Raw genomic sequence first — 20,405 nt, forward strand, 5'->3', positions numbered from 1 at the left:
TCCAGCGAGATGATAACCGCTCCCGCCGCCGCATTGATAGCCCTGGATTTGCGGCCGCCGAGGATTTCCTCATTCTCGAAAACCTCAACAATTATCAAATACATCACAAAATGCCGATGCCCTGTTTGTGATACCAGTATTTGCCTTTATGAATCACTTATTCATTCCCTATTCCATTTTCCAGATACCTGACATTCACCGTTTCGCTATATGGCGCGGCGGCGCAAATGCTAATCTGGGCTCATAATTAATAGGCCGTTGCAAAGCCAGCCTAGTCCTACCTAACCCGCACCCAGGCGATAGCGGCAATACGGTCCAAAGGCATGGTTTTTGCAGCAGCAGCTAAACCAGATTGGAGATTGCCTTGCCTACGCCAGCCCCTCATTCCACGGCCGACAGCGTCATCCGTTTCTACTACCGTGGCGAAATCCACGCGGTAGACCAGGCCGCGCCCACCCGCACCATCTTGCAGCACCTGCGGGAAGACCTGCACTGCACCGGCAGCAAGGAAGGCTGCGCCGAAGGCGATTGCGGCGCCTGCACTGTCGTCATCGGCGAACAGACTGCCGACGGCGTCACGCTCAAATCGGTCAATTCCTGCATCCAGTTCTTGCCGACGCTGGACGGCAAAGCCTTATATACCGTCGAAGACCTGAAACAGGACGACGGCGCCTTGCATCCGGTGCAGCAAGCCATGGTCGAATGCCACGGCTCGCAATGCGGTTTCTGCACGCCCGGTTTTGTGATGTCGCTGTGGGATTTGTACCTGAAAAACGACGGCAGCCAGGCGCCTGCCTGCAGCGCCACGGGCGCAAGCGGCGCCTGCCAGCCGCTGCAACGCAAGGATATCGACATCGCGCTGTCCGGCAACCTGTGCCGCTGCACCGGCTACCGCCCTATCATCGACGCTGCGCACCGGATGGGTGAATTGCCGGCAGTCGGTTTCGACCGCCAGGCGCTGCAGCAGGCGCTGCAGCCCTTGCAACGCAACGACATGTTCGTCTACCGCCACGAAGGCCAGGCTTTCTACGCGCCGCGCACCCTGGCGCAGCTGGTGGCGGTACGCGCCGCCAATCCCGCCGCGCGGATACTGGCCGGATCGACCGATGTCGGCTTGTGGGTGACCAAGCAGATGCGCGACCTGGGCGACATCATCTACCTCGGCCAGGTGAGCGAACTGAACGCCATGGCCAGCCGCGACGGACAACTGGAAATCGGCGCCGGCGTAACGCTGAATGACGCCTATGCCGAGATCTGCAAGCACTATCCCGAACTGTCGGAAATGTGGCAGCGTTTCGCCTCGCTGCCGATCCGCAACGCCGGCACCCTGGGCGGCAACGTCGCCAACGGCTCGCCGATCGGCGACTCGCCGCCATGGCTGATCGCACTCGGCGCGCAAGTGGTGCTGCGCGGTCCGGCGGGGCAGCGTGTTATGCCGCTGGAAGCGCTGTACCTCGACTACATGAAGAAAGACATGCAGGCCGATGAATTCGTCGAAGCCGTGCGCATCCCGCTGCCGCATGCCGGGCAGCGCTTCCGCACCTACAAGCTGGCCAAACGCTTCGACCAGGATATTTCAGCCGTCTGCGCAGCGTTTTCGATCACGCTGGACGGCGACACGGTCAGCGATATCCGGATTGCCTACGGCGGCATGGCGGCAACGCCGAAGCGCGCCACGCTGACCGAGGCCGCCCTGCGCGGCCAGGCCTGGAGCGAAAGCGTGCTGGAAAGCGCGGTAGCGCTGATGACGGACGACTACAAACCGTTATCCGACATGCGCGCCTCCAGCGAATACCGGATGAAGACGTCGCAAAACCTGTTGCGCCGCTTCTGGCTGGAAACCCGCATCGATGCGCCGTTGCGCAGCGATCAGGTGAATCCTTTTGTGTGTGCCTGAGTCGACATCATGAATAAGCAAACTGAAGTTTTTATGAAGCCAATGCCGCAAGGCAACATCTCAGCCTGGGCCGAAGTCGGCCAGTCGCATCCGCACGAATCGGCGATATTGCATGTGCTGGGCGAAGCCACCTACACCGACGACATCCCGGAAGCGCAAGGCACTTTGCACGCCGCGCTCGGCATGTCGCAAAAAGCCCACGCCCGGATCCGCTCGATCAATTTCGATGCGGTGCGCAGCGCGCCTGGCGTAGTGGCAGTCTTCACCGAGGCCGACATCCCCGGCACCAACGATTGCGGTCCGATCCTCCATGACGATCCGATCCTGGCCAAGGGCCTGGTCGAATACGTGGGGCAGCCGATCTTCGCGGTGGTCGCGGACAGCCACGACAATGCGCGCCGCGCGGTGCGCAAGGTAGTCATCGATTATGAAGAACTGCCGGCCATCCTGACGCCGCAAGCGGCGCATGCGGCGAAATCCTATGTGTTGCCGCCGATGCACCTGGCGCGCGGCAATCCGCAGCAAGCTTTCGCAACCGCGGCGCACCGCGTCAGCGGCCAGCTGTATGTCGGCGGCCAGGAGCAGTTTTACCTGGAAGGCCAGATTTCCTACGCCATCCCCAAAGAACAGAACGGCATGCTGGTGCTGTGCTCGACCCAGCACCCCACCGAGATGCAGCACGTGGTGGCGCATGCGCTGGGGGTGCATTCGCATAACATCGTGGTGGAATGCCGGCGCATGGGCGGCGGTTTCGGCGGCAAGGAATCGCAATCTGCCTTGTGGGCGGCAGTGGCGTCGATCGCCGCGGCCAAGCTGAAACGTCCGGTCAAGCTGCGCGCCGACCGCGACGACGACATGATGGTGACCGGCAAGCGCCATTGCTTCTATTACGATTACGAAGTGGGTTACGACGACGCCGGCCGGATCGTCGCTGCAAAAGTCGACATGGTGAGCCGCGCCGGCTTTTCGGCCGACCTGTCGGCGCCGGTAGCTACCCGCGCAGTCTGCCATTTCGACAATACCTACTACCTGTCCGATGTCGACATCAAGGCGAGCTGCGGCAAGACCAATACCCAGTCGAACACGGCCTTCCGCGGTTTCGGCGGCCCGCAGGGCGCGATTGCGATCGAATACATCGTCGATGAAATCGCCCGCAACCTGGGCCGCGATCCGCTCGATATCCGCAAGCTGAATTTCTACGGCCGCAACGATGGAGAAGGCCGCAACGTCACCCAGTACGGCCAGAAAATCGTCGACAACGTGATCCATGAACTGGTGGCCGAACTCGAAGCCAGCAGCGAATACCGGCAACGGCGCGCCGCCGTCGAAGCCTTCAACGCCGGCAGCCCGGTGCTGAAAAAAGGCCTGGCGCTGACGCCGGTCAAATTCGGCATCGCCTTCAACGTCACCCACTTCAACCAGGCCGGCGCGCTGGTCCACGTGTACACCGACGGCTCGGTGCTGGTCAATCACGGCGGCACCGAAATGGGCCAGGGCATCAACACCAAGGTGGCGCAGGTCGTGGCGCATGAACTCGGGATCCCGCTGGAACTGGTGCGCGTCAGCGCCACCGACACCAGCAAGGTCGCCAACACCTCGGCCACTGCGGCGTCTACCGGCGCCGACCTGAACGGCAAGGCTGCGCAGGATGCCGCCCACACGATTCGCCGGCGCCTGGCTGAATTCTTCGCCAAATTGCATGGCGGCGACGCCAAGGCGGTGGTGTTCGCCGCAGGCGCAGTCCATCTCGGCGAACACAGCATGGCGTTCGGCGACCTGGCGCAGAAAGCGTATCTGTCGCGGGTCCAGCTGTGGTCGGACGGTTTCTACGCCACGCCCGGCTTGCACTGGGATCCGAAAACCATGACCGGCCGCCCGTTCTCCTACTTCGCTTACGGCGCCTCGGTGTCGGAAGTGGTGGTCGACACCTTCACCGGCGAATGGAAGCTGCTGCGCGCCGATGCCTTGTACGATGCCGGCCAGTCGCTCAATCCGGCGCTGGACATCGGCCAGGTTGAAGGCGCTTTCATCCAGGGCATGGGCTGGCTCACCACCGAAGAACTGTGGTGGAACAAGGACGGCAAGCTGATGACGCACGCACCGTCGACTTACAAGATCCCGGGCGTTTCCGACTGTCCCCAGGATTTCCGCGTCAAGCTGTTCAATAACCGCAACGTCGAAGACAGCATCCATCGCTCCAAAGCCGTCGGCGAACCGCCTTTGCTGCTGCCGTTCTCGGTCTTTTTCGCGATCCGCGATGCGATCGCCAGCGTCGGCGGCAAGCGCTTCAATCCGCCGCTGAACGCACCGGCGACCAGCGAAGCGATCCTGAAATCGGTTGACGCCGTGCGCGCCATGGCGCGCGCGGCCTGACCAGGAGGCACATCATGAGCAACTGGCTGGACGCGCTCACCACGCTGATTACGCAACCCGCGCAAACCACCACGGCGATCCTGGTCACCGTGGCCCAGGTCGAGGGTTCCGGTCCGCGCGAGCCGGGCGCCAAGATGGTGGTGACCGCAGTCGGGCAGTTCGACACCATTGGCGGCGGCCATCTCGAATTGCAGGCGGTCAGGATCGCCCGCGAGATGCTGGACGAAGGCTTGTCGCTGAGCCGCGAGCGCCGCTTGCAGCGCTTTTCTCTCGGACCATCGCTGGGCCAATGCTGCGGCGGCGTCGTACACCTGGCGTTTGAACGGGTGACACCGGCCGCGGCCGACTATTTCAGTTTCCTGCAGCGCCGCCTGCGCGAAGCGGAAGACAGCTGGCGCCTGGTAGCGCTGGACGACGCTACGCCGCCGGCCTTGTGCGACGGCGACGGCGAACGCCTGCACGGACCGGGACGGTTGCCGACCCTGCCGTCTTTGTCGACGCCGTCCGTCAACGCCCTCGGCGCCTGCCTGGTCTTGCGCGACGATAACGGCAAGCGCTGGCTGCTCGATGCCTGCCTGGCGACCCGGCCATTGCTGTTCCTGTTCGGCGCCGGCCATGTCGGCGCGGCCATTGTCAGGGCGCTGGGCGACCTGCCGTGCCGGGTAGTCTGGATCGACGAGCGGGAAGAAATGTTCCCGGACGAATTGCCGGCCAACGTCCGCGTGGAAGCGACCGATACGCCGGAAGCTATCGTGGATGGCGCCCCGGCCGGCTCCAGTTTCCTGGTCATGACGCACAACCATGCGCTGGACCAGCGCTTGTCGGCGCAGATCCTGCAGCGCGACGGCGTGGCCTGGTTCGGCCTGATCGGTTCGAAAAGCAAGCGCATGCAGTTCGAACATCGCCTGCACGAGCGCGGCATTGCTCTTGAACGGCTGGCCGACATGGTCTGTCCGATCGGCATCCCGGGCATTGTCGGCAAGGAGCCGGCCGTCATCGCCGCCTCGGTCGCCGCCCAGCTGCTGCAGGTCTGGGAACAGATCGCCAGGCAACAGCAGACTGCGGCGCCGCAGTTGCACTCGCAGCTGGTCAGCCCGATATAGTTCGCATCAGTTATTCATAGCAGCGCTTGCACGCGTTTTCATTCAAGGATAGTTTCATGGCAGTCATCAGCTTCAGCAATATCGATCAATCCGCCTTGCAGGCGTACCGCGCCAGCGTTCTCCATTTCCATGCCGATCCGGCGCACCATGCCGACGCTTATGCATGGCATGAAGACGGCTTGCTGCTGGTGGCCGACGGCAAGGTGGCGGCGGCCGGCGACTACCAGCAGCTGTCGGCGCAATTGCGGGCTGAGCTGAAAGGCGAACTGAAGATCCAGGACTACCGCGGCAAAATCATCATGCCCGGCTTCATCGATACCCACCTGCACTACCCGCAAACCGACATGATCGCCTCGCCTGCGCCGGGTTTGCTGCCATGGCTGGAAAAATATACGTTCCCGACCGAGCGCAAGTTCAGCGATCCGGCCCATGCCAAGGATGTCGCCACCTTCTTCATCGATGAGCTGCTACGCTGCGGCACCACCACCGCGATGGTGTACTGCACCGTCAATCCGGTCTCGGTGGACGCCTTCTTCAGCGCCAGCGAAGCACGCAACCTGCGCATGGTGACCGGCAAGGTGCTGATGGACAGGAATTGTCCTGAGTTCCTGCAAGACACCGCCGAAGGCGGCATCCGCGACAGTGAAGAGCTGCTGAAGAAATGGCACAAGCGCGGCCGCCAGCTGTATGCGATCACGCCGCGTTTTGCGCCGACCTCCAGCAACGCCCAGCTGCAACTGGCCGGCGAGCTGGCGCAGGCGCATCCGGATGTCTACCTGCAAACCCACGCTGCGGAAAATATCGATGAGGTTGCCTGGGTCAAATCGCTGTTCCCCGAATCGCGCAGCTACATGGATGTTTACGACAAATACGGCATGCTGCGCCCACGCTCCATGTACGGCCATTGCGTCTGGCTCGACAACCATGATCGCCAGCGCATGGCGGAGACGCAATCGGCTATCGCGATCTGCCCGACTTCCAACCTGTTCCTCGGCAGCGGCCTGTTCGATTTCAAAGGCGCCGATGCGGCGGCCGTGCCGTTGTCGCTGGCGACCGACGTCGGCGGCGGCACCAGTTTCTCCATGCTGCAAACCATGAACGAAGCCTACAAGGTGGCGCGCATGGCGACCACCTACCTGCCGGCAATGCGGATGTTCTACCTGGCGACGCTGGGCGGCGCGCGCAGCATGCAGCTGGAAGGCACGATCGGCAATTTCGCGGCCGGCGCCGAAGCCGATTTCATCGTGCTCGACCCGCAAGCCACGCCGCTGCTGGCGCGCCGCAGCGAACGCACCGAGAGCCTGGAAGAACTGCTGTTTGCGCTGGCCCTGCTGGGCGATGACCGGGCGATTGCCGCGACCTATGCCGCCGGCAAGCTGGTGCATAGGCGGGCTGCGGCCGGCCTGTAAAAAAACAGCCCGGTTTGACCGGGCTGGCTGCTTGCATCAGCGTCGTTGCCAATCGTGTTTCATGGCCGCAGCGCGTACTTGTTTTCGCTGACGCATTCGTAGCGCTGCAAGACATTGCCGCTGTCGTCGACGCTCTCCAGGTACACATCGAACTGCCACAGGCGCGCCATATGCCGCAGGATTTCATCGGTGCCGTCCGCCAGCGGCCGGCCGTCGCTGCGGAAATGGCGCAGCGTCAGGCTGCGGTCGCCGCGCGTATTGACCGACCAGACCTGGATGTTCGGCTCGCGGTGGTTGATGTCGTACTGCCGTGACAGGGCTTGCCGCACATACTGGTAACCGGCGTCGTTATGGATCGCCGAGACTTCCAGTTCGCTGCGGTTCTCGTCGTCCAGCACCGCGAACAGGCGCATGTCGCGTATCAGCTTCGGCGACAGGTACTGGGCGACAAAACTCTCATCCTTGAAATTGCGCATCGCGTAATGCAAGGTGTCCAGCCAAGGCGTTCCCGCCAGTTCGGGGAACCATTGCCGGTCTTCGTCGGTAGGCTTTTCGCAGATGCGGCGGATGTCGCTCATCATGCCGAAGCCCAGCGCATACGGATTCATGCCGCTGTAATACGATTTGGTCACCGGCGGCTGGTACACCACATTGCTGTGCGAGTGCAGGAACTCCATCATGAAGCCGTCGGTCAGCTTGCCCTCGTCGTACAGCGTGTTGAGGATGGTGTAGTGCCAGAACGTGGCCCAGCCTTCGTTCATTACCTGGGTCTGGCGCTGCGGATAGAAATACTGCGCGATCTTGCGCACGATGCGGATCACTTCGCGTTCCCACGACTCCAGCAGCGGCGAATTTTTCTCGGCGAAGTACAGCAGGTTCTCTTGCGTCTCGGGCGGGAAACGTCCTTCCACCTGCTCGGCCGCTTCCGATTTTTTCTCCGGCAAGGTACGCCACAATTCATTGACCTGCGACTGCATGTATTCGGCCCGCTCGCGCCGTTGCGCCTGCTCTTTTTCCAGCGACAGTTTCTGCGGCCGCTTGTAGCGGTCGACGCCGTAATGCATCAAGGCATGGCAGGAATCCAGCAGTTCCTCGACCTTGGAAAAACCGTAGCGCTCTTCGCATTCGGCGATGTAAGCCTTGGCATAAACCAGGTAATCGATAATGGCGTGGGCATCGGTCCACAGCTGGAACAGATAGTTACCCTTGAAAAAAGAATTATGCCCATACGCCGCATGCGCCACCACCAGCGCCTGCATGGTCATGGTGTTTTCTTCCATCAGGTAGGCGATGCAGGGATTCGAATTGATGACGATTTCGTAGGCCAGCCCCATCTGCCCGCGCTTGTAGTCGCGCTCGGTCATCAGGAAATGCTTGCCGAACGACCAGTGCCGGTAATTCACCGGCATGCCGGCGGAGGCGTAGGCATCCATCATCTGTTCGGCGGTGATGATTTCGAGCTGGATGGGATAGATATCCAGCTTGTAATTGGCCGCGACGCGGGCGATCTCATCGTTGTACAGCTCGATCAGGTCGAAAGTCCAGTCGGACGGGCAAGGCAAGGGCTGGCGGATCAGACGGTCGTTCATGACTGCACCTGCTTTTCAAACAGTTCGCGGAACACCGGATAGATCTCGCTGGCAGCCTGCACTTTTTTCATGGCAAACTGGGGATTGACCGCAGCGATCTGCTGATATTCTGTCCATAGGTTCTGTTCTTCGACGGTAACCTGGATGTAGGCGAAATAGCGCGAGCGCGGCAGTATTTCGAGCTCCAGCAGCTGCCGGCATTTGGGCGAATCGTCATTCCAGTTGTCGCCGTCGGAGGCTTGCGCGCCGTAGATATTCCAGTCGCCCGGCGGATAACGGTCGTCGATGATCTGCTTCATCAGCTCCAGCGCGCTCGACACTACCGTGCCGCCGCTTTCCTGGGAATGAAAGAAGGTTTCTTCATCGACCTCGTCGGCGCGCGTGTGATGGCGGATGAAAACCACTTCGATATGTTCGTAGTTACGGGTCAGGAACAGGTAAAGCAGGATAAAGAAACGCTTCGACAGGTCTTTGCGCTGCTCATCCATCGAACCCGATACATCCATCACGCAAAACATCACGGCCCGGCTCGACGGCTGCGGCACCTTGACCCGGTTGACGTAGCGCAGGTCGAAAGGATCGATGAACGGGATGCGCCAGATGCGCCCCTTCAGGTGATGGATATCGTCCTCCAGGCGCTTGATTTCATCACGCCGGTCTTGCGGATCGGCCTTGAGCGTCTCCATCAGCTGCTCCAGCTCGCGCAGCCTGACCACCAGCGGCGAACCAAGCGCAATCCGGCGTCCCAGCGAGCTGCGCAGGGAACGCACGATGTCGATGTTGTTGGGCGTGCCGTCTGTCGAATAACCGGCGCGCATGTTTTTCCAGCTCGGCACCGCCAGCAGGTTGGTCTTGATCAGGCGCGGCAACTCCAGGTCTTCGAAGAAATACTGCATGAATTCTTCGCGCGACAGCTGGAACACGAATTCGTCTTCGCCTTCGCCGTGGTCGCTGGCCGAACTGCCGCCGCCGCCCTGGCCGCCTTCCGGGCGGGCGATGCGGTCGCCTTGCAGGTAATCCTGGTTGCCGGGATGGACCATCTCGCGCTTGCCTCCGGGGCCGTGGCCGAATACCGGTTCGCTGATGCCCTTGCGCGGGATGCTGATGCTCTTGGCGTTCTCGATTTCCTTGATGCCGCGGTCGCGCACGGCTTCCGTCACCGAGCGATGGATGGCCGCCCGGAAGCGCCGCAAGAAACGCTCCCGGTTGGCAATGCTTTTGTTCTTGCCAGACAGTCTACGGTCGATTATCTGATGCAACACGGTCGGCTCTCCTAGGGTGAGTCGCTGCACTTATCCAATGCGTACCCAATGCCCACCTTACGACGATTTGCGCACGCGCAGATACCATTCGCACAGCAAGCGCACCTGTTTCGGCGTGTAACCTTTGCTGACCATGCGATTGACGAAATCTTCATGCTTGCGCAATTCTTCGTTCGAACCTTTGGCGTTGAATGAAATGACCGGTAACAAGTCTTCGGTATTCGAGAACATTTTCTTCTCGATCACCACGCGCAGTTTTTCGTAGCTGGTCCAGAGCGGATTCTTGCCGGCGTTCGAGACGCGCGCGCGCAACACGAAATTAACGATTTCGTTACGGAAATCCTTGGGATTGCTGATGCCCGCCGGTTTTTCGATTTTTTCCAGCTCGGCGTTCAAGGCCGCGCGGTCAAAACTTTCGCCGGTGTCATGGTCGCGGAATTCCTGGTCCTGTATCCAGAAATCGGCATAAGTGACGTAGCGGTCGAAGACGTTCTGGCCGTATTCCGAATACGATTCCAGGTAGGCGGTCTGGATTTCCTTGCCGATGAACTCGGCATAACGCGTGGCCAGCGTATCCTTCACGTACGACAGGTATTTCTGCTCGAGCTCTTGCGGGAACTGCTCGCGTTCGATCTGCTGTTCCAGCACATACATCAGGTGCACCGGATTGGCGGCCACTTCGGTCGAATCGAAATTGAATACGCGCGACAGTATCTTGAAAGCGAAGCGGGTCGAGACCCCGGTCATGCCCTCGTCGACGCCGGCATAATCGCGGTATTCCTGGAACGACTTGGCTTTCGGATCGCTGTCCTTCAGGTTCTCGCCGTCATACACCTGCATCTTCGAGAAGATGCTGGAGTTTTCCGGTTCGCCCAGCCGCGTCAGGATGGAAAACTGCGCCATCATCTTCAGCGTGCCCGGCGCGCAGATCGCCTTGCCCAGCGATGACGTGCGGATCAGCTTTTCGTAGATCTTGATTTCTTCCGACACCCGCAGGCAATACGGCACCTTGACGATGTAGATGCGATCCAGCAAGGCTTCGTTGTTCTTGTTGTTGCGGAACGCCTTCCATTCCGACTCGTTGGAGTGGGCCAGGATGATGCCGTCGAACGGGATCGCGCCGAAACCTTCGGTGCCCTTGAAATTGCCTTCCTGGGTTGCAGTCAGCAACGGATGCAGCACCTTGATCGGCGCCTTGAACATTTCGACGAATTCCAGCAAACCCTGGTTCGACAGGCACAGCCCGCCGGAGTAGCTGTAGGCGTCGGCGTCGTCTTGCGAATATTGTTCCAGCTTGCGGATATCGACCTTGCCGACCAGGGTGGAAATGTCCTGGTTGTTTTCATCGCCCGGCTCGGTCTTGGAAATCGCGACTTGCCGCAGGATCGACGGATAGCGCTTGACCACGCGGAACTTGCGGATGTCGCCGTTGAATTCATGCAGCCGCTTGACCGCCCACGGGCTCAGTATCGATTTGAGATAGCGGCGCGGGATGCCGTACTGTTCTTCCAGGATGGCGCCGTCTTCTTCGTAATCGAACAAGCCCAGCGGCGACTCGTTGACCGGCGATCCCTTGAGGGAATAGAACGGCACATGCTCCATCAATTGTTTGAGGCGTTCGGCGATCGACGATTTGCCGCCGCCCACCGGACCGAGCAGATAGAGGATCTGCTTGCGTTCTTCCAGGCCTTGCGCCGCGTGCCGGAAATAAGCGACCACTTGTTCGATCACTTCTTCAGCGCCGTAGAATTCCTTGAACGCCGGATAGACCTTGAGCACCTTGTTGGCAAAGATCCGCGACAAGGAAGGGTCGTGCCGCGTATCGACCTGATGCGGTTCGCCTATCGCCATCAGCATGCGTTCCCCGGCTGTTGCATAACAGCTGGGATCAGTCTTACAAAGCGCAAGATATTCTTCTAAGGAAAATTCTTCTTCTCTGGTTTTGTCGAACCGACTCGCAAAGCTGCTGTAGATATCCATATCACCCCCGCATCAACGATGTTGCGAAAACAAATTGAAGATTATTTCTACCGAATTCGACCTCTTCAGATACGCACAGTTCCTTGGTCAGCCAGCTTCGTTTTCGATGCGGCCCAGAAGAGGATTACACGATTTGATTCTAAACCTTTTTCTAAGATGCAACAGGGTTTTCTGTTTTTTCGCTCCACGGCGCGACCTTGAATAAAATCAACATCCCCGGCAGCGCCAGCACAAAACATAAAATGAAAAAATGAAACCAGCCGGTTTCAGCAACAATGTAACCGACCGAGGAATTGATAAAGGTGCGCGGCACCGCAGCAAGGCTGGTAAACAGGGCGTATTGGGTCGCCGTGTAGCGCGGATCGGTGGTGCGCGCGATATAGGCCACGAAAGCGGCGGTGCCAAGGCCGACGCCGAACGCCTCGCCGCCGATCACGATGGCCAGCACCAGCGGATCCGGGCCGGCCTGGGCCAGCCAGGCAAAACCGAGGATGGTCACCGCCTGCACCACGCCGAAGATCCACAAGGCGCGGTTAATCCCGATCTGCACCATCCAGATGCCGCCGACCAGGCCGCCGACCAGGCTGGCCCACAGGCTGGTGGTCTTGGAAATGACGCCGATCTGGGTCAGCGAAAAACCGAGATCGATATAAAACCTGGTAGCAAGCGCGGTCGCCATGCTGTCGCCGAGCTTGTACAGGAAGATGAAAGCCAGCACCCACAGCGCGCTGCGCCAGCCGTCGCGGGCGATGAATTCCTGGAACGGCAATACCACGGCCTGCCGCAGGTTCTTGGGCGGCGCGCCGTATACCGTCGGTTCCTTGATCATCAGGGTACAGGCCAGGCCTGGCAGCATGAACCCCGCCGTGATCCAGAATACCGCCTGCCAGCTCATGTGGTCGGCCAGGAACAGCGACAAGGCGCCCGGTACCATGCCCGCTACCTTGTAGGCGTTGACGTTGATCGCCGCACCCAGGCCCTGCTCGCTGTCGGGCAGGATCTCGCGCCGGTAGGCGTCGATCACGATATCCTGGCTGGCCGACAGGAACGCCACCAGCGACGCCATGAAGGCGATCGCCGCCACCTGGGCGTGCGGATCGAGCATGCCCATGCTGCCGATGGCGACGAACAGGCTGGCCTGGGTCAGCATCATCCAGCTGCGCCGGCGGCCCAGCTTGCCGAAATGAAAGCGGTCCATCAGCGGCGACCACAGGAATTTCCAGGTGTAGGGAAACATCACCAGCGCGAACAGGCCGAGCGATTTCACATCAAGGCCGGATTTACTCAGCCAGGCTTGCAGAAGGCTGAGCAGGATAAACAGCGGCAGGCCAGAACTGAAGCCGAGGAAGGCGCAGATCAGCATGCGCCGGTTGAGATAGTGATGCCAGGGATTTGAATCTGATGTCATGGATGCGCCCGCGGCGGCGGGAGTTCAGGATAAACCGCCAGGCTGCGGCTTGCGCGGCAGCCCGGCGGCATATCCTTTATTTTTTAGGTTATTTCTTACGAAATCGGAATACCGCAAGACTACCACGCCAATTTGGCAGCACCGAGATCGGCCGGCCATCGTGCAGGGCGACGCATTCGAGCACTTCCAGGCCGACTTCATTGGCCAGCTCTTCAAAATCCTTGATGGTGGCGCAGCGCAGGTTGGGCGTGTCATACCATTCGTAAGGCAAGGACTTGGACACCGGCATGCGGCCGCGCAGCAGCGCTACCCGGTGCGGCCAGTAGGCAAAATTGGGGAAGGAGACAATTGCTTCGCGGCCGACGCGGGCGATGTCGCGTAATACTCCTTCAACATTTTTCATCATCTGCAGCGCCGACAGGCACAGCACCGTGTCGAAGGCGTTGTCGGCGAACAGCGTCAATCCGGCCTCCATGTCTTGCTGGATCACCGAAACGCCGCGCGCCACGCAGACCGGAATCTTGGCGTCGTCGATTTCGACGCCATAGCCGGCGCATTGCTTGTCGGACTGCAGGTAGTCGAGCATGACGCCATCGCCGCACCCCAGGTCCAGCACCTGCGACTCGCCGCGCACCCAGTGCGCGATAAAGGCCAGGTCGGGCCGCAAGCTGCTCAATTGATCAAAATTCATGCACTGCTCCTGCTGCTTCAGTCACTGCGCCCGGCGCCGCCGGCTGTTCCAGCTCCTGCCAGATCCGGTTGTAATATTCGCCCACCACGCTCATGTAGCGCGGATCGTCCAGTAAAAATGCATCGTGGCCGTGCGGAGCGTCGATTTCGGCGTAGCTGACGCGGCGCTTGTTGTTGACCAGGGCTTGCACTATTTCGCGGCTGCGTTCCGGCGAAAAACGCCAGTCGGTCATGAACGAGACCAGCAGGAACTGCGCCTGGGTCTTGCTCAGGGCGCGGGTCAGGTCGCCATCGTATTCCTTGGCCGGGTCGAAATAATCGAGGGCCTTGGTGATCAGCAGATAGGTGTTGGCGTCAAAGTACTCGGAGAATTTGTCGCCCTGGTAGCGCAGGTAGGATTCGATTTCGAAATCGATGCCGAAGCCGAACTGGTAGGCGCCGGAACGCAGGTCGCGGCCGAATTTCTCGGCCATGTCGTCATCCGACAGATAGGTGATGTGGCCCACCATGCGCGCCACCCGCAAACCGTTCTTGGGCACCACGCCATGGGCGTAATAATCGCCGCCGTGGAAACCGGGATCGGTCAGGATAGCCTGGCGCGCGACGTCGTTGAAAGCAATATTCTGCGCCGACAGCTTGGGGGTCGAGGCAATCACCACGCAATGGCGCAGGCGGGTTGGATACGCCAGGCTCCAGGCCAGCGCCTGCATGCCGCCCAGCGAACCGCCCATGACGGCGGCGAACTGCCTGATGCCAAGCGCATCGGCCAGGCGTGCTTGCGCCTGCACCCAGTCTTCCACGGTCACCACCGGGAATTCCGCGCCGTATGGCTTGCCGGTGGCGGCGTTGATGTGCATCGGCCCGGTCGAACCGAAACAGGAACCCAGGTTGTTGACGCCGATGACGAAGAACTTGTTGGTGTCGAGCGCCTTGCCCGGCCCCACCATGTTGTCCCACCAGCCGACATTCTTTTCATCGTCCTGGTACACGCCGGCGACGTGGTGCGAGGCGTTCAGGGCGTGGCAGACCAGCACCGCATTCGACTTGTCGGCGTTGAGGCTGCCGTAGGTTTCATACACCAGCGTGTAATCCGCCAGCAGCGCGCCGCTTTGCAACTGCAGCGGCGTCGCGAAATGCATGGACTGCGGGGCAACTATTCCTTGGGACATGGCTGGTACGCGAGTCATTAGAGTTGTATGGAAATAAAAAAAGCCCGAGAGCTTTCGCTAATCGGGCTAAATTCTGGGCTTGTACATCAAGCTCGCTTTAGCCGTATTTATTTGGCATCGTCTGGTCCTTGGACCGGGTGATGCCGCGCGCCCGCAAGCTGAGGTGGTGAAACCATTCAAATCGGCGCGATAAGCTCAAGAATAACCAAGTCGGGGCCTGGCGTCAAACCTGAACGCATGGAACAGGTAATTATTATGCGGTCAGGCGCATCTGGTTGACTGCCGCCGCAATCGCGCTCGGCTCGGTGTTGCGCAGGATTTTCCGGGTTTGCAGCGTCAGTTCGTCCAGGTCGCTGTTCAATACCTCCTGCTTCACCGCCAGCAGCTGCGCCGGATGCATCGAAAACTCCAGCAAGCCCATGCCGAGCAGCAGTCGGGTGAACTTGACGTCGCCCGCCATTTCGCCGCAGACCGAAACCGGGATGCCGGCCTTGCGTCCCAGCGCGATCACGGTCGACAGCAGGAACAGGACCGCCGGGTGCAGCGGATTATACAAATGCGCCACTTCGTGGTCGACGCGGTCGATCGCCAGCGTGTACTGGATCAGGTCGTTGGTGCCGATCGACAGGAAATCCATGCGCTTGATGAACATCGGCAAGGCCAGCGCCGCTGCCGGGATTTCGATCATGGCGCCGGTCTGGATCGCCTCGTCGAAGGCGACGCCTTCATCGCGCAGCTGCTGCTTGGCTTGCGCGATCATGGCCAGGGTCTGGTCGATCTCGAAAGCATGCGCCAGCATCGGGATCAGCAGCTTGACCTTGCCAAAGGCCGAAGCGCGCAAAATGGCCCGCAGCTGCGTCAGGAACAGCTGCGGCTCGGCCAGGCAATAGCGGATCGCGCGCAGGCCCAGCGCCGGGTTGAGCGCGGTCTGTTCTTCGGTGTTGATAGGCTTGTCGGCGCCGACATCCAGCGTGCGGATCGTCACCGGCCGGCCCTTCATCGCTGTCACTGCCTGCCGGTAGGATTCGAACTGCTCATCTTCGGTCGGCAGCTCGTGCTGGGGGCCGATGCGGCCCATGAACAGGAATTCCGAACGGAACAGGCCAACCCCGCTGGCGCCGGCATCCATCGCCGCCGCGCAATCGCTGGGCAGTTCAATGTTGGCCAGCAGGCTGATTTCCGTGCCGTCCAGGGTCACCGCGCGGGTCTTCTTGATCTTGCCGAGTTTCCTGCGCGAACGCAGCAGGTGCACCTGCCGTTCGCGGTATTGTTTGAGTATCACTGTTGCCGGGTCGACAATGACCACACCAGCGTCGCCGTCGATGATGATCCAGTCGTCCTGCTTGATCAGGCGCGAAGCGTTGTTCATGCCGACCGCGGCCGGGATATCCAGGCTGCGCGCGACGATCGCGGTATGCGAATTCTGGCCGCCGAGGTCGGTGACGAAACCGGCGAATGCGCGGTCGCGGAACTGCAGCATGTCGGCCGGGGAGATGTCATAGGCGACCACCACGATATTGGCGAACGAAGCGCCGTCGCTGTCGACTTCCGGCAGCCGGGTGGAGGTGCCGGTCAGCACTTTGAGCAGGCGTTCGCCCACCTGCAGCACGTCCATCTTGCGCTCGCGCAGGTAGGTGTCTTCGATTTCATCGAACTGCGCCGACAATTCGTCGATCTGGGTTACCAGCGCCCACTCGGCGTTGTATTGGCGGTTGCGGATGATATCGAGCGACATCTCGGCCAGCATCGGGTCCGACAGGATCAGCAGGTGGACGTCGACAAAGGCGCCCAGCTCGGGCGGCGATTCTTTCGGCAGGTCGGCGCGTATGGTCTGCAGCTCGGTACGCACCCTGGTGACGGCGTTCTGCAAGCGCTGGACTTCGGCTTCGACCTCGGTTTCGCCGATCAGGTAGTGTTTGACGTCCATCGCCGCCGGCGCCAGCAGATGGGCGCGGCCGATCGCGATGCCGCGCGAAACCGGAATGCCGTGTAAGGTGAAAGATGCCATCTGGTCGCCCAATTTTATACATTGTGGAGCAGAGCCCGGGAGAGGCCTGGATCAAGCTTGCGGCGCATTGCGCTCCCGGTGCGGCCCTGTCCTCAACTGACTAGATAAAACGTTTAAATTGCAAAGAAAATAATTGGGCAGTGCCCGGATACGCGTCTCGGCGCGTCCGTTCACAAATCAGGTTCATTCCCCCTCGCCGAACTTGTCTTGAATCAGCTGGTATAAGGCATCAAAGCAGGTCTTCTCATCCTCGCCATCGGCTTCCAGCAATATCGTGCTGCCCTTGCCGGCCGCCAGCATCATCACGCCCATGATCGACTTGGCGTTGACGCGGCGCTTGTTGCGGGTCATCCAGACTTCACTTTTGAATTTGCTTGCCAGTTGCGTAAATTTGGCTGACGCGCGAGCGTGCAAGCCGAGTTTGTTGATGATTTCGATTTCTTGTTGAATCATTTGTCTTTTATCTAATATTGGATTTATTGAAAGACCCGGCCCTGGCAAATCAGTGCGCCACCCGCACCCGGTTATCGACCCTGACCGCCCCGCCCTGGCCGCCGGCCAGCGCCATTTCGGCCACCACGTCCAGCGTGTCGTTGCGATAGGTCAAGGCGCGCAGCAGCATCGGCAAGCTGATGCCGGCAATCACCTGGGTCTGGTTGCCGGTGCAAAACGGCAGCGTGCAATTGGATGGCGTACCGCCCATGACGTCGGTAATCACCAGCACCCCCGAACCATCGTCCAGGCGTGCAGCGGCCTGCTTGGCCAGTTTTTGCACTTCGACGGGATTCTGGTCGGCGACCACATCGATCGCTTCAAGCCGCTCCGGCGTCTGGCGAAACACATGAGAGGCAGCCGCGATGAATGCCTGGCCCAGGGGGGCGTGGGTTAAAAGGAGAATGCCGATCATAGTTTCAATTTCAAATCCGGCTTGCGGATTCGTCCCGGTTTACAACGGTTTTACAGCAACGACCATCCTGGCCCACAGCTTTGGCTGTTAACAACCAGGACAACAAAATACATTACAGCGCCGCTTCCAGCGCATCGATAAACATCTCGGCCACATCAAAACCGGCCTGCTGCTTAATTTCCTGAAAGCAAGTCGGGCTGGTGACGTTGACTTCAGTCAGATAATCGCCAATCACATCTAATCCTACCAGTAACAGGCCGCGCTGTGATAACACCGGCCCAAGTGCTTCGCCGATTTCACGGTCGCGCGCCGTCAGCGGCTGCGCTACGCCGACGCCGCCGGCCGCCAGGTTGCCGCGCACCTCGCTGCCTTGCGGAATCCGCGCCAGCGAATAGGGCACGACTTTACCGCCAATTACCAGCACGCGCTTGTCGCCGGCGACTATTTCCGGGATGAAGCGCTGGATCATGATGGTGCGATGGCCGTTGTCGGTCAGTGTTTCGATGATCGAGCCCAGGTTCAGGCCGTCTTGCCGCACCCGGAAAATGCCGGTGCCGCCCATGCCGTCGAGCGGCTTCAGGATCACATCCTGGTGTTCTGCGTGGAAGGCGCGCAAGCGTGCCGCATCGCGCGTCACCAGGGTCGGCGAGGTGTATTTGGAGAATTGGGCAATCGCCAGCTTTTCATTGTGGTCGCGGATCGCCTGCGGTTTGTTGAATACCCGGGCGCCTTGTGTTTCCGCCAATTCCAGCAGGTAGGTGGTGTAGATGTACTCCATGTCGAAAGGCGGGTCCTTGCGCAGCAGGATCGCATCGAATTCCGACAGGAACATGGCGGCGGGCGCGCTGGCCCGGTACCAGTCCTTGCCGTCGCCGGTCAGGCTGACGCGCACCACGTTGGCTGTGACAACCCCGCTTTCCAGCGCCATGTCCTTTTGCTCGAACGCATAGATGGCATGGCCGCGCTTGACGGCTTCGACCATCATGGCGTAAGTCGAATCCTTGTATGTCTTGAAGGTATCCAGCGGATCGGCGAGGAAAGCTATTTTCATTTTTCAGGCCCTAGGGTTGTCAGGACAGCGCGATTAATATTCTTCCGGATTCGGATCGGTCTTTTCCATTTCGAGCGACGCCGCCAGCAAACCGAGGCGCGCCACCACGCCATACATATAGAAGCGGTTCGGCGCGGTGGTGCCCGGCTTGGCCAGCATGTCCGGCAGCGCATGCTGCTGGGCGAATGCCAGCGGCACGAAATGGGCGCCCGGCGCATTCAGGTTTTCATTGATGCCGCGTTCGGCGTGCACGCGGTAAAAACCGCCGACCACGTAACGGTCGATCATGTACACCACCGGCTCCGCCACCGCATCGTTGATATGCTCGAAAGTGTGCACGCCTTCCTGGATGATCAGGTCGTGGATTTCGCCGCCGGCCTTGCCCAGCGACAGCTTCTCGCGCTGCTTGCGGCTCAGCTCCTTGATCTGGCTGACGTCGGTCACGCTCATCACGCCCATGCCGTCGGTGCCGGCGTCGGCCTTGACGATCACGAACGGTTTTTCTGTGATGCCGTATTCCTTGTATTTCTTGCGGATCTTGGCCAGCAGCGAGCTGACGGCGGCGGCCAGCTTGTCGTCGCCGTCCGCCGCATCGAAATCGACCTGGTCGACCTTGGCGAAGAACGGATTCAGCATCCACGGATCGACATCCACCAGCTTCGAAAACTTCTTCACCACTTCGTCGTAGGCCATGAAATGGTTGCTCTTGCGGCGCACGGTCCAGCCGGCGTGCAGCGGCGGCAGCACATTTTGTTCGTTCAGGTTCTCCAGTATCGACGGCGTACCGGAAGACAGGTCGTTATTCAGTAAAATGGTGCATGGGTCGAAATTCTTCAAACCCAGCCGGCGGCCGTTGGCGGAGCGCTCCAACGGCTCCAGCGTGATGGTGCTGCCGTCCGGTAATTCGATCGTTTGCGCTTCTTTCACGCTTTCATCGAGCGTGCCCAGCCGCACATGCAAGCCGGTCTGGCGGAAAATCTGCATCAGCCGCGCCACGTTCTGCAGATAAAAGGTATTGCGCGTGTTCAGTTCCGGCAGCAGCAGCAGGTTCTTGGCGTCCGGACAATATTTTTCGATGGCCGCCATGGCCGCCTGTATCGCCAATGGCAACATTTCGGGCGAAAGGTTGCTGAATCCGCCCGGGAACAGGTTGGTATCCACCGGGGCCAGCTTGTAGCCCGAGTTGCGCAGGTCGACCGAGCAGTAGAACGGCGGCGTGTGCTCTTGCCATTCCATCCGGAACCAGCGCTCGATAGCCGGGGTGGCTGCGAGGATTTTCTTTTCCAGATCGAGCAAAGGGCCGTTGAGGGCGGTGACAAGGTGCGGAACCATATAAAACTTTCTTTTGGGAACTATGCAGCGAACTTGCGCAACTGCCCATGACAGGAATGTCTTTCAGGACTCCCATGACAGGCAAGAGACGCAGATTCTAACGGGAAATGCATTATTTCGCCGGTCTACCGCCGGGATGCCATCCACGGCGACGCTCCGGCAGGTGCGTCCATGAGCCAAGTTTACATCGGGCCGGTCGCGGATTTTTAAAGTCCCGGAAAAACAAA

General features: G+C 60.2%; 15 protein-coding genes. 4 read left to right on the forward strand and 11 right to left on the reverse strand.

Features of this window, described 5'->3' with window-relative positions:
* Nucleotides 1–364 precede the first annotated feature (364 nt).
* The 4 genes from xdhA to guaD are packed head-to-tail and all read left to right on the forward strand — an operon-like array spanning nt 365 to nt 6,782.
* A complete protein-coding gene (gene xdhA / locus AC07RZ_RS08325) occupies nt 365–1,897 on the forward strand; it encodes a xanthine dehydrogenase small subunit (RefSeq protein ID WP_494667602.1) in 1,533 nt (510 codons plus the stop codon).
* Between the two features lie 9 nt (nt 1,898–1,906).
* On the forward strand, nt 1,907–4,270 hold the full coding sequence (xdhB, locus tag AC07RZ_RS08330; protein WP_494667603.1) for a xanthine dehydrogenase molybdopterin binding subunit: 2,364 nt from the start codon (nt 1,907–1,909) through the stop codon (nt 4,268–4,270).
* Nucleotides 4,271–4,284: 14 nt separating this feature from the next.
* Nucleotides 4,285–5,373 carry a xanthine dehydrogenase accessory protein XdhC gene (gene xdhC / locus AC07RZ_RS08335; RefSeq protein WP_494667604.1) on the forward strand — a complete coding sequence of 363 codons (1,089 nt, stop codon included), beginning with the start codon at nt 4,285–4,287 and terminating at the stop codon, nt 5,371–5,373.
* Nucleotides 5,374–5,429: 56 nt separating this feature from the next.
* On the forward strand, nt 5,430–6,782 hold the full coding sequence (gene guaD / locus AC07RZ_RS08340) for a guanine deaminase (RefSeq protein ID WP_494667605.1): 1,353 nt from the start codon (nt 5,430–5,432) through the stop codon (nt 6,780–6,782).
* A 59-nt stretch (nt 6,783–6,841) separates the two neighbouring features.
* Here guaD and AC07RZ_RS08345 read toward each other — a convergent pair whose 3' ends face one another.
* From AC07RZ_RS08345 to gshA, 11 genes are all read right to left on the reverse strand, one after another.
* The gene (locus AC07RZ_RS08345) at nt 6,842–8,371 is read right to left on the reverse strand and encodes a SpoVR family protein (protein ID WP_494667606.1); all 1,530 of its coding nucleotides are present in this window, start codon (nt 8,369–8,371) and stop codon (nt 6,842–6,844) included.
* Nucleotides 8,368–9,633: a YeaH/YhbH family protein gene (locus AC07RZ_RS08350; protein ID WP_494667607.1), complete on the reverse strand. Its 1,266-nt coding sequence runs from the start codon at nt 9,631–9,633 to the stop codon at nt 8,368–8,370. The genes AC07RZ_RS08345 and AC07RZ_RS08350 overlap by 4 nt, the downstream gene beginning before the upstream one ends.
* Before the next feature lie 57 nt (nt 9,634–9,690).
* The gene (locus AC07RZ_RS08355; RefSeq protein ID WP_494667608.1) at nt 9,691–11,613 is read right to left on the reverse strand and encodes a PrkA family serine protein kinase; all 1,923 of its coding nucleotides are present in this window, start codon (nt 11,611–11,613) and stop codon (nt 9,691–9,693) included.
* Between the two features lie 151 nt (nt 11,614–11,764).
* The gene (locus tag AC07RZ_RS08360; protein ID WP_494667609.1) at nt 11,765–13,021 is read right to left on the reverse strand and encodes an AmpG family muropeptide MFS transporter; all 1,257 of its coding nucleotides are present in this window, start codon (nt 13,019–13,021) and stop codon (nt 11,765–11,767) included.
* 88 nt (nt 13,022–13,109) lie between these two features.
* The gene (gene metW / locus AC07RZ_RS08365; RefSeq protein WP_092395467.1) at nt 13,110–13,712 is read right to left on the reverse strand and encodes a methionine biosynthesis protein MetW; all 603 of its coding nucleotides are present in this window, start codon (nt 13,710–13,712) and stop codon (nt 13,110–13,112) included.
* Nucleotides 13,702–14,880: a homoserine O-succinyltransferase MetX gene (metX, locus tag AC07RZ_RS08370; protein WP_494667610.1), complete on the reverse strand. Its 1,179-nt coding sequence runs from the start codon at nt 14,878–14,880 to the stop codon at nt 13,702–13,704. Before metX ends, metW begins: the two co-directional genes overlap by 11 nt.
* Before the next feature lie 253 nt (nt 14,881–15,133).
* A complete protein-coding gene (ptsP, locus tag AC07RZ_RS08375; RefSeq protein ID WP_144738265.1) occupies nt 15,134–16,888 on the reverse strand; it encodes a phosphoenolpyruvate--protein phosphotransferase in 1,755 nt (584 codons plus the stop codon).
* Nucleotides 16,889–17,071: 183 nt separating this feature from the next.
* The gene (locus AC07RZ_RS08380; protein WP_092395471.1) at nt 17,072–17,341 is read right to left on the reverse strand and encodes an HPr family phosphocarrier protein; all 270 of its coding nucleotides are present in this window, start codon (nt 17,339–17,341) and stop codon (nt 17,072–17,074) included.
* 49 nt (nt 17,342–17,390) lie between these two features.
* Nucleotides 17,391–17,795 carry a PTS sugar transporter subunit IIA domain-containing protein gene (locus tag AC07RZ_RS08385; protein ID WP_144738264.1) on the reverse strand — a complete coding sequence of 135 codons (405 nt, stop codon included), beginning with the start codon at nt 17,793–17,795 and terminating at the stop codon, nt 17,391–17,393.
* Nucleotides 17,796–17,907: 112 nt separating this feature from the next.
* Nucleotides 17,908–18,846, reverse strand: coding sequence for a glutathione synthase (gene gshB / locus AC07RZ_RS08390; protein ID WP_494667611.1), 939 nt, complete (start codon nt 18,844–18,846; stop codon nt 17,908–17,910).
* 33 nt (nt 18,847–18,879) lie between these two features.
* On the reverse strand, nt 18,880–20,178 hold the full coding sequence (gene gshA, locus AC07RZ_RS08395) for a glutamate--cysteine ligase (protein ID WP_494667612.1): 1,299 nt from the start codon (nt 20,176–20,178) through the stop codon (nt 18,880–18,882).
* Nucleotides 20,179–20,405: the final 227 nt, after the last annotated feature.

Source organism: Collimonas sp. GW821-FHT07E08 (assembly GCF_059418905.1).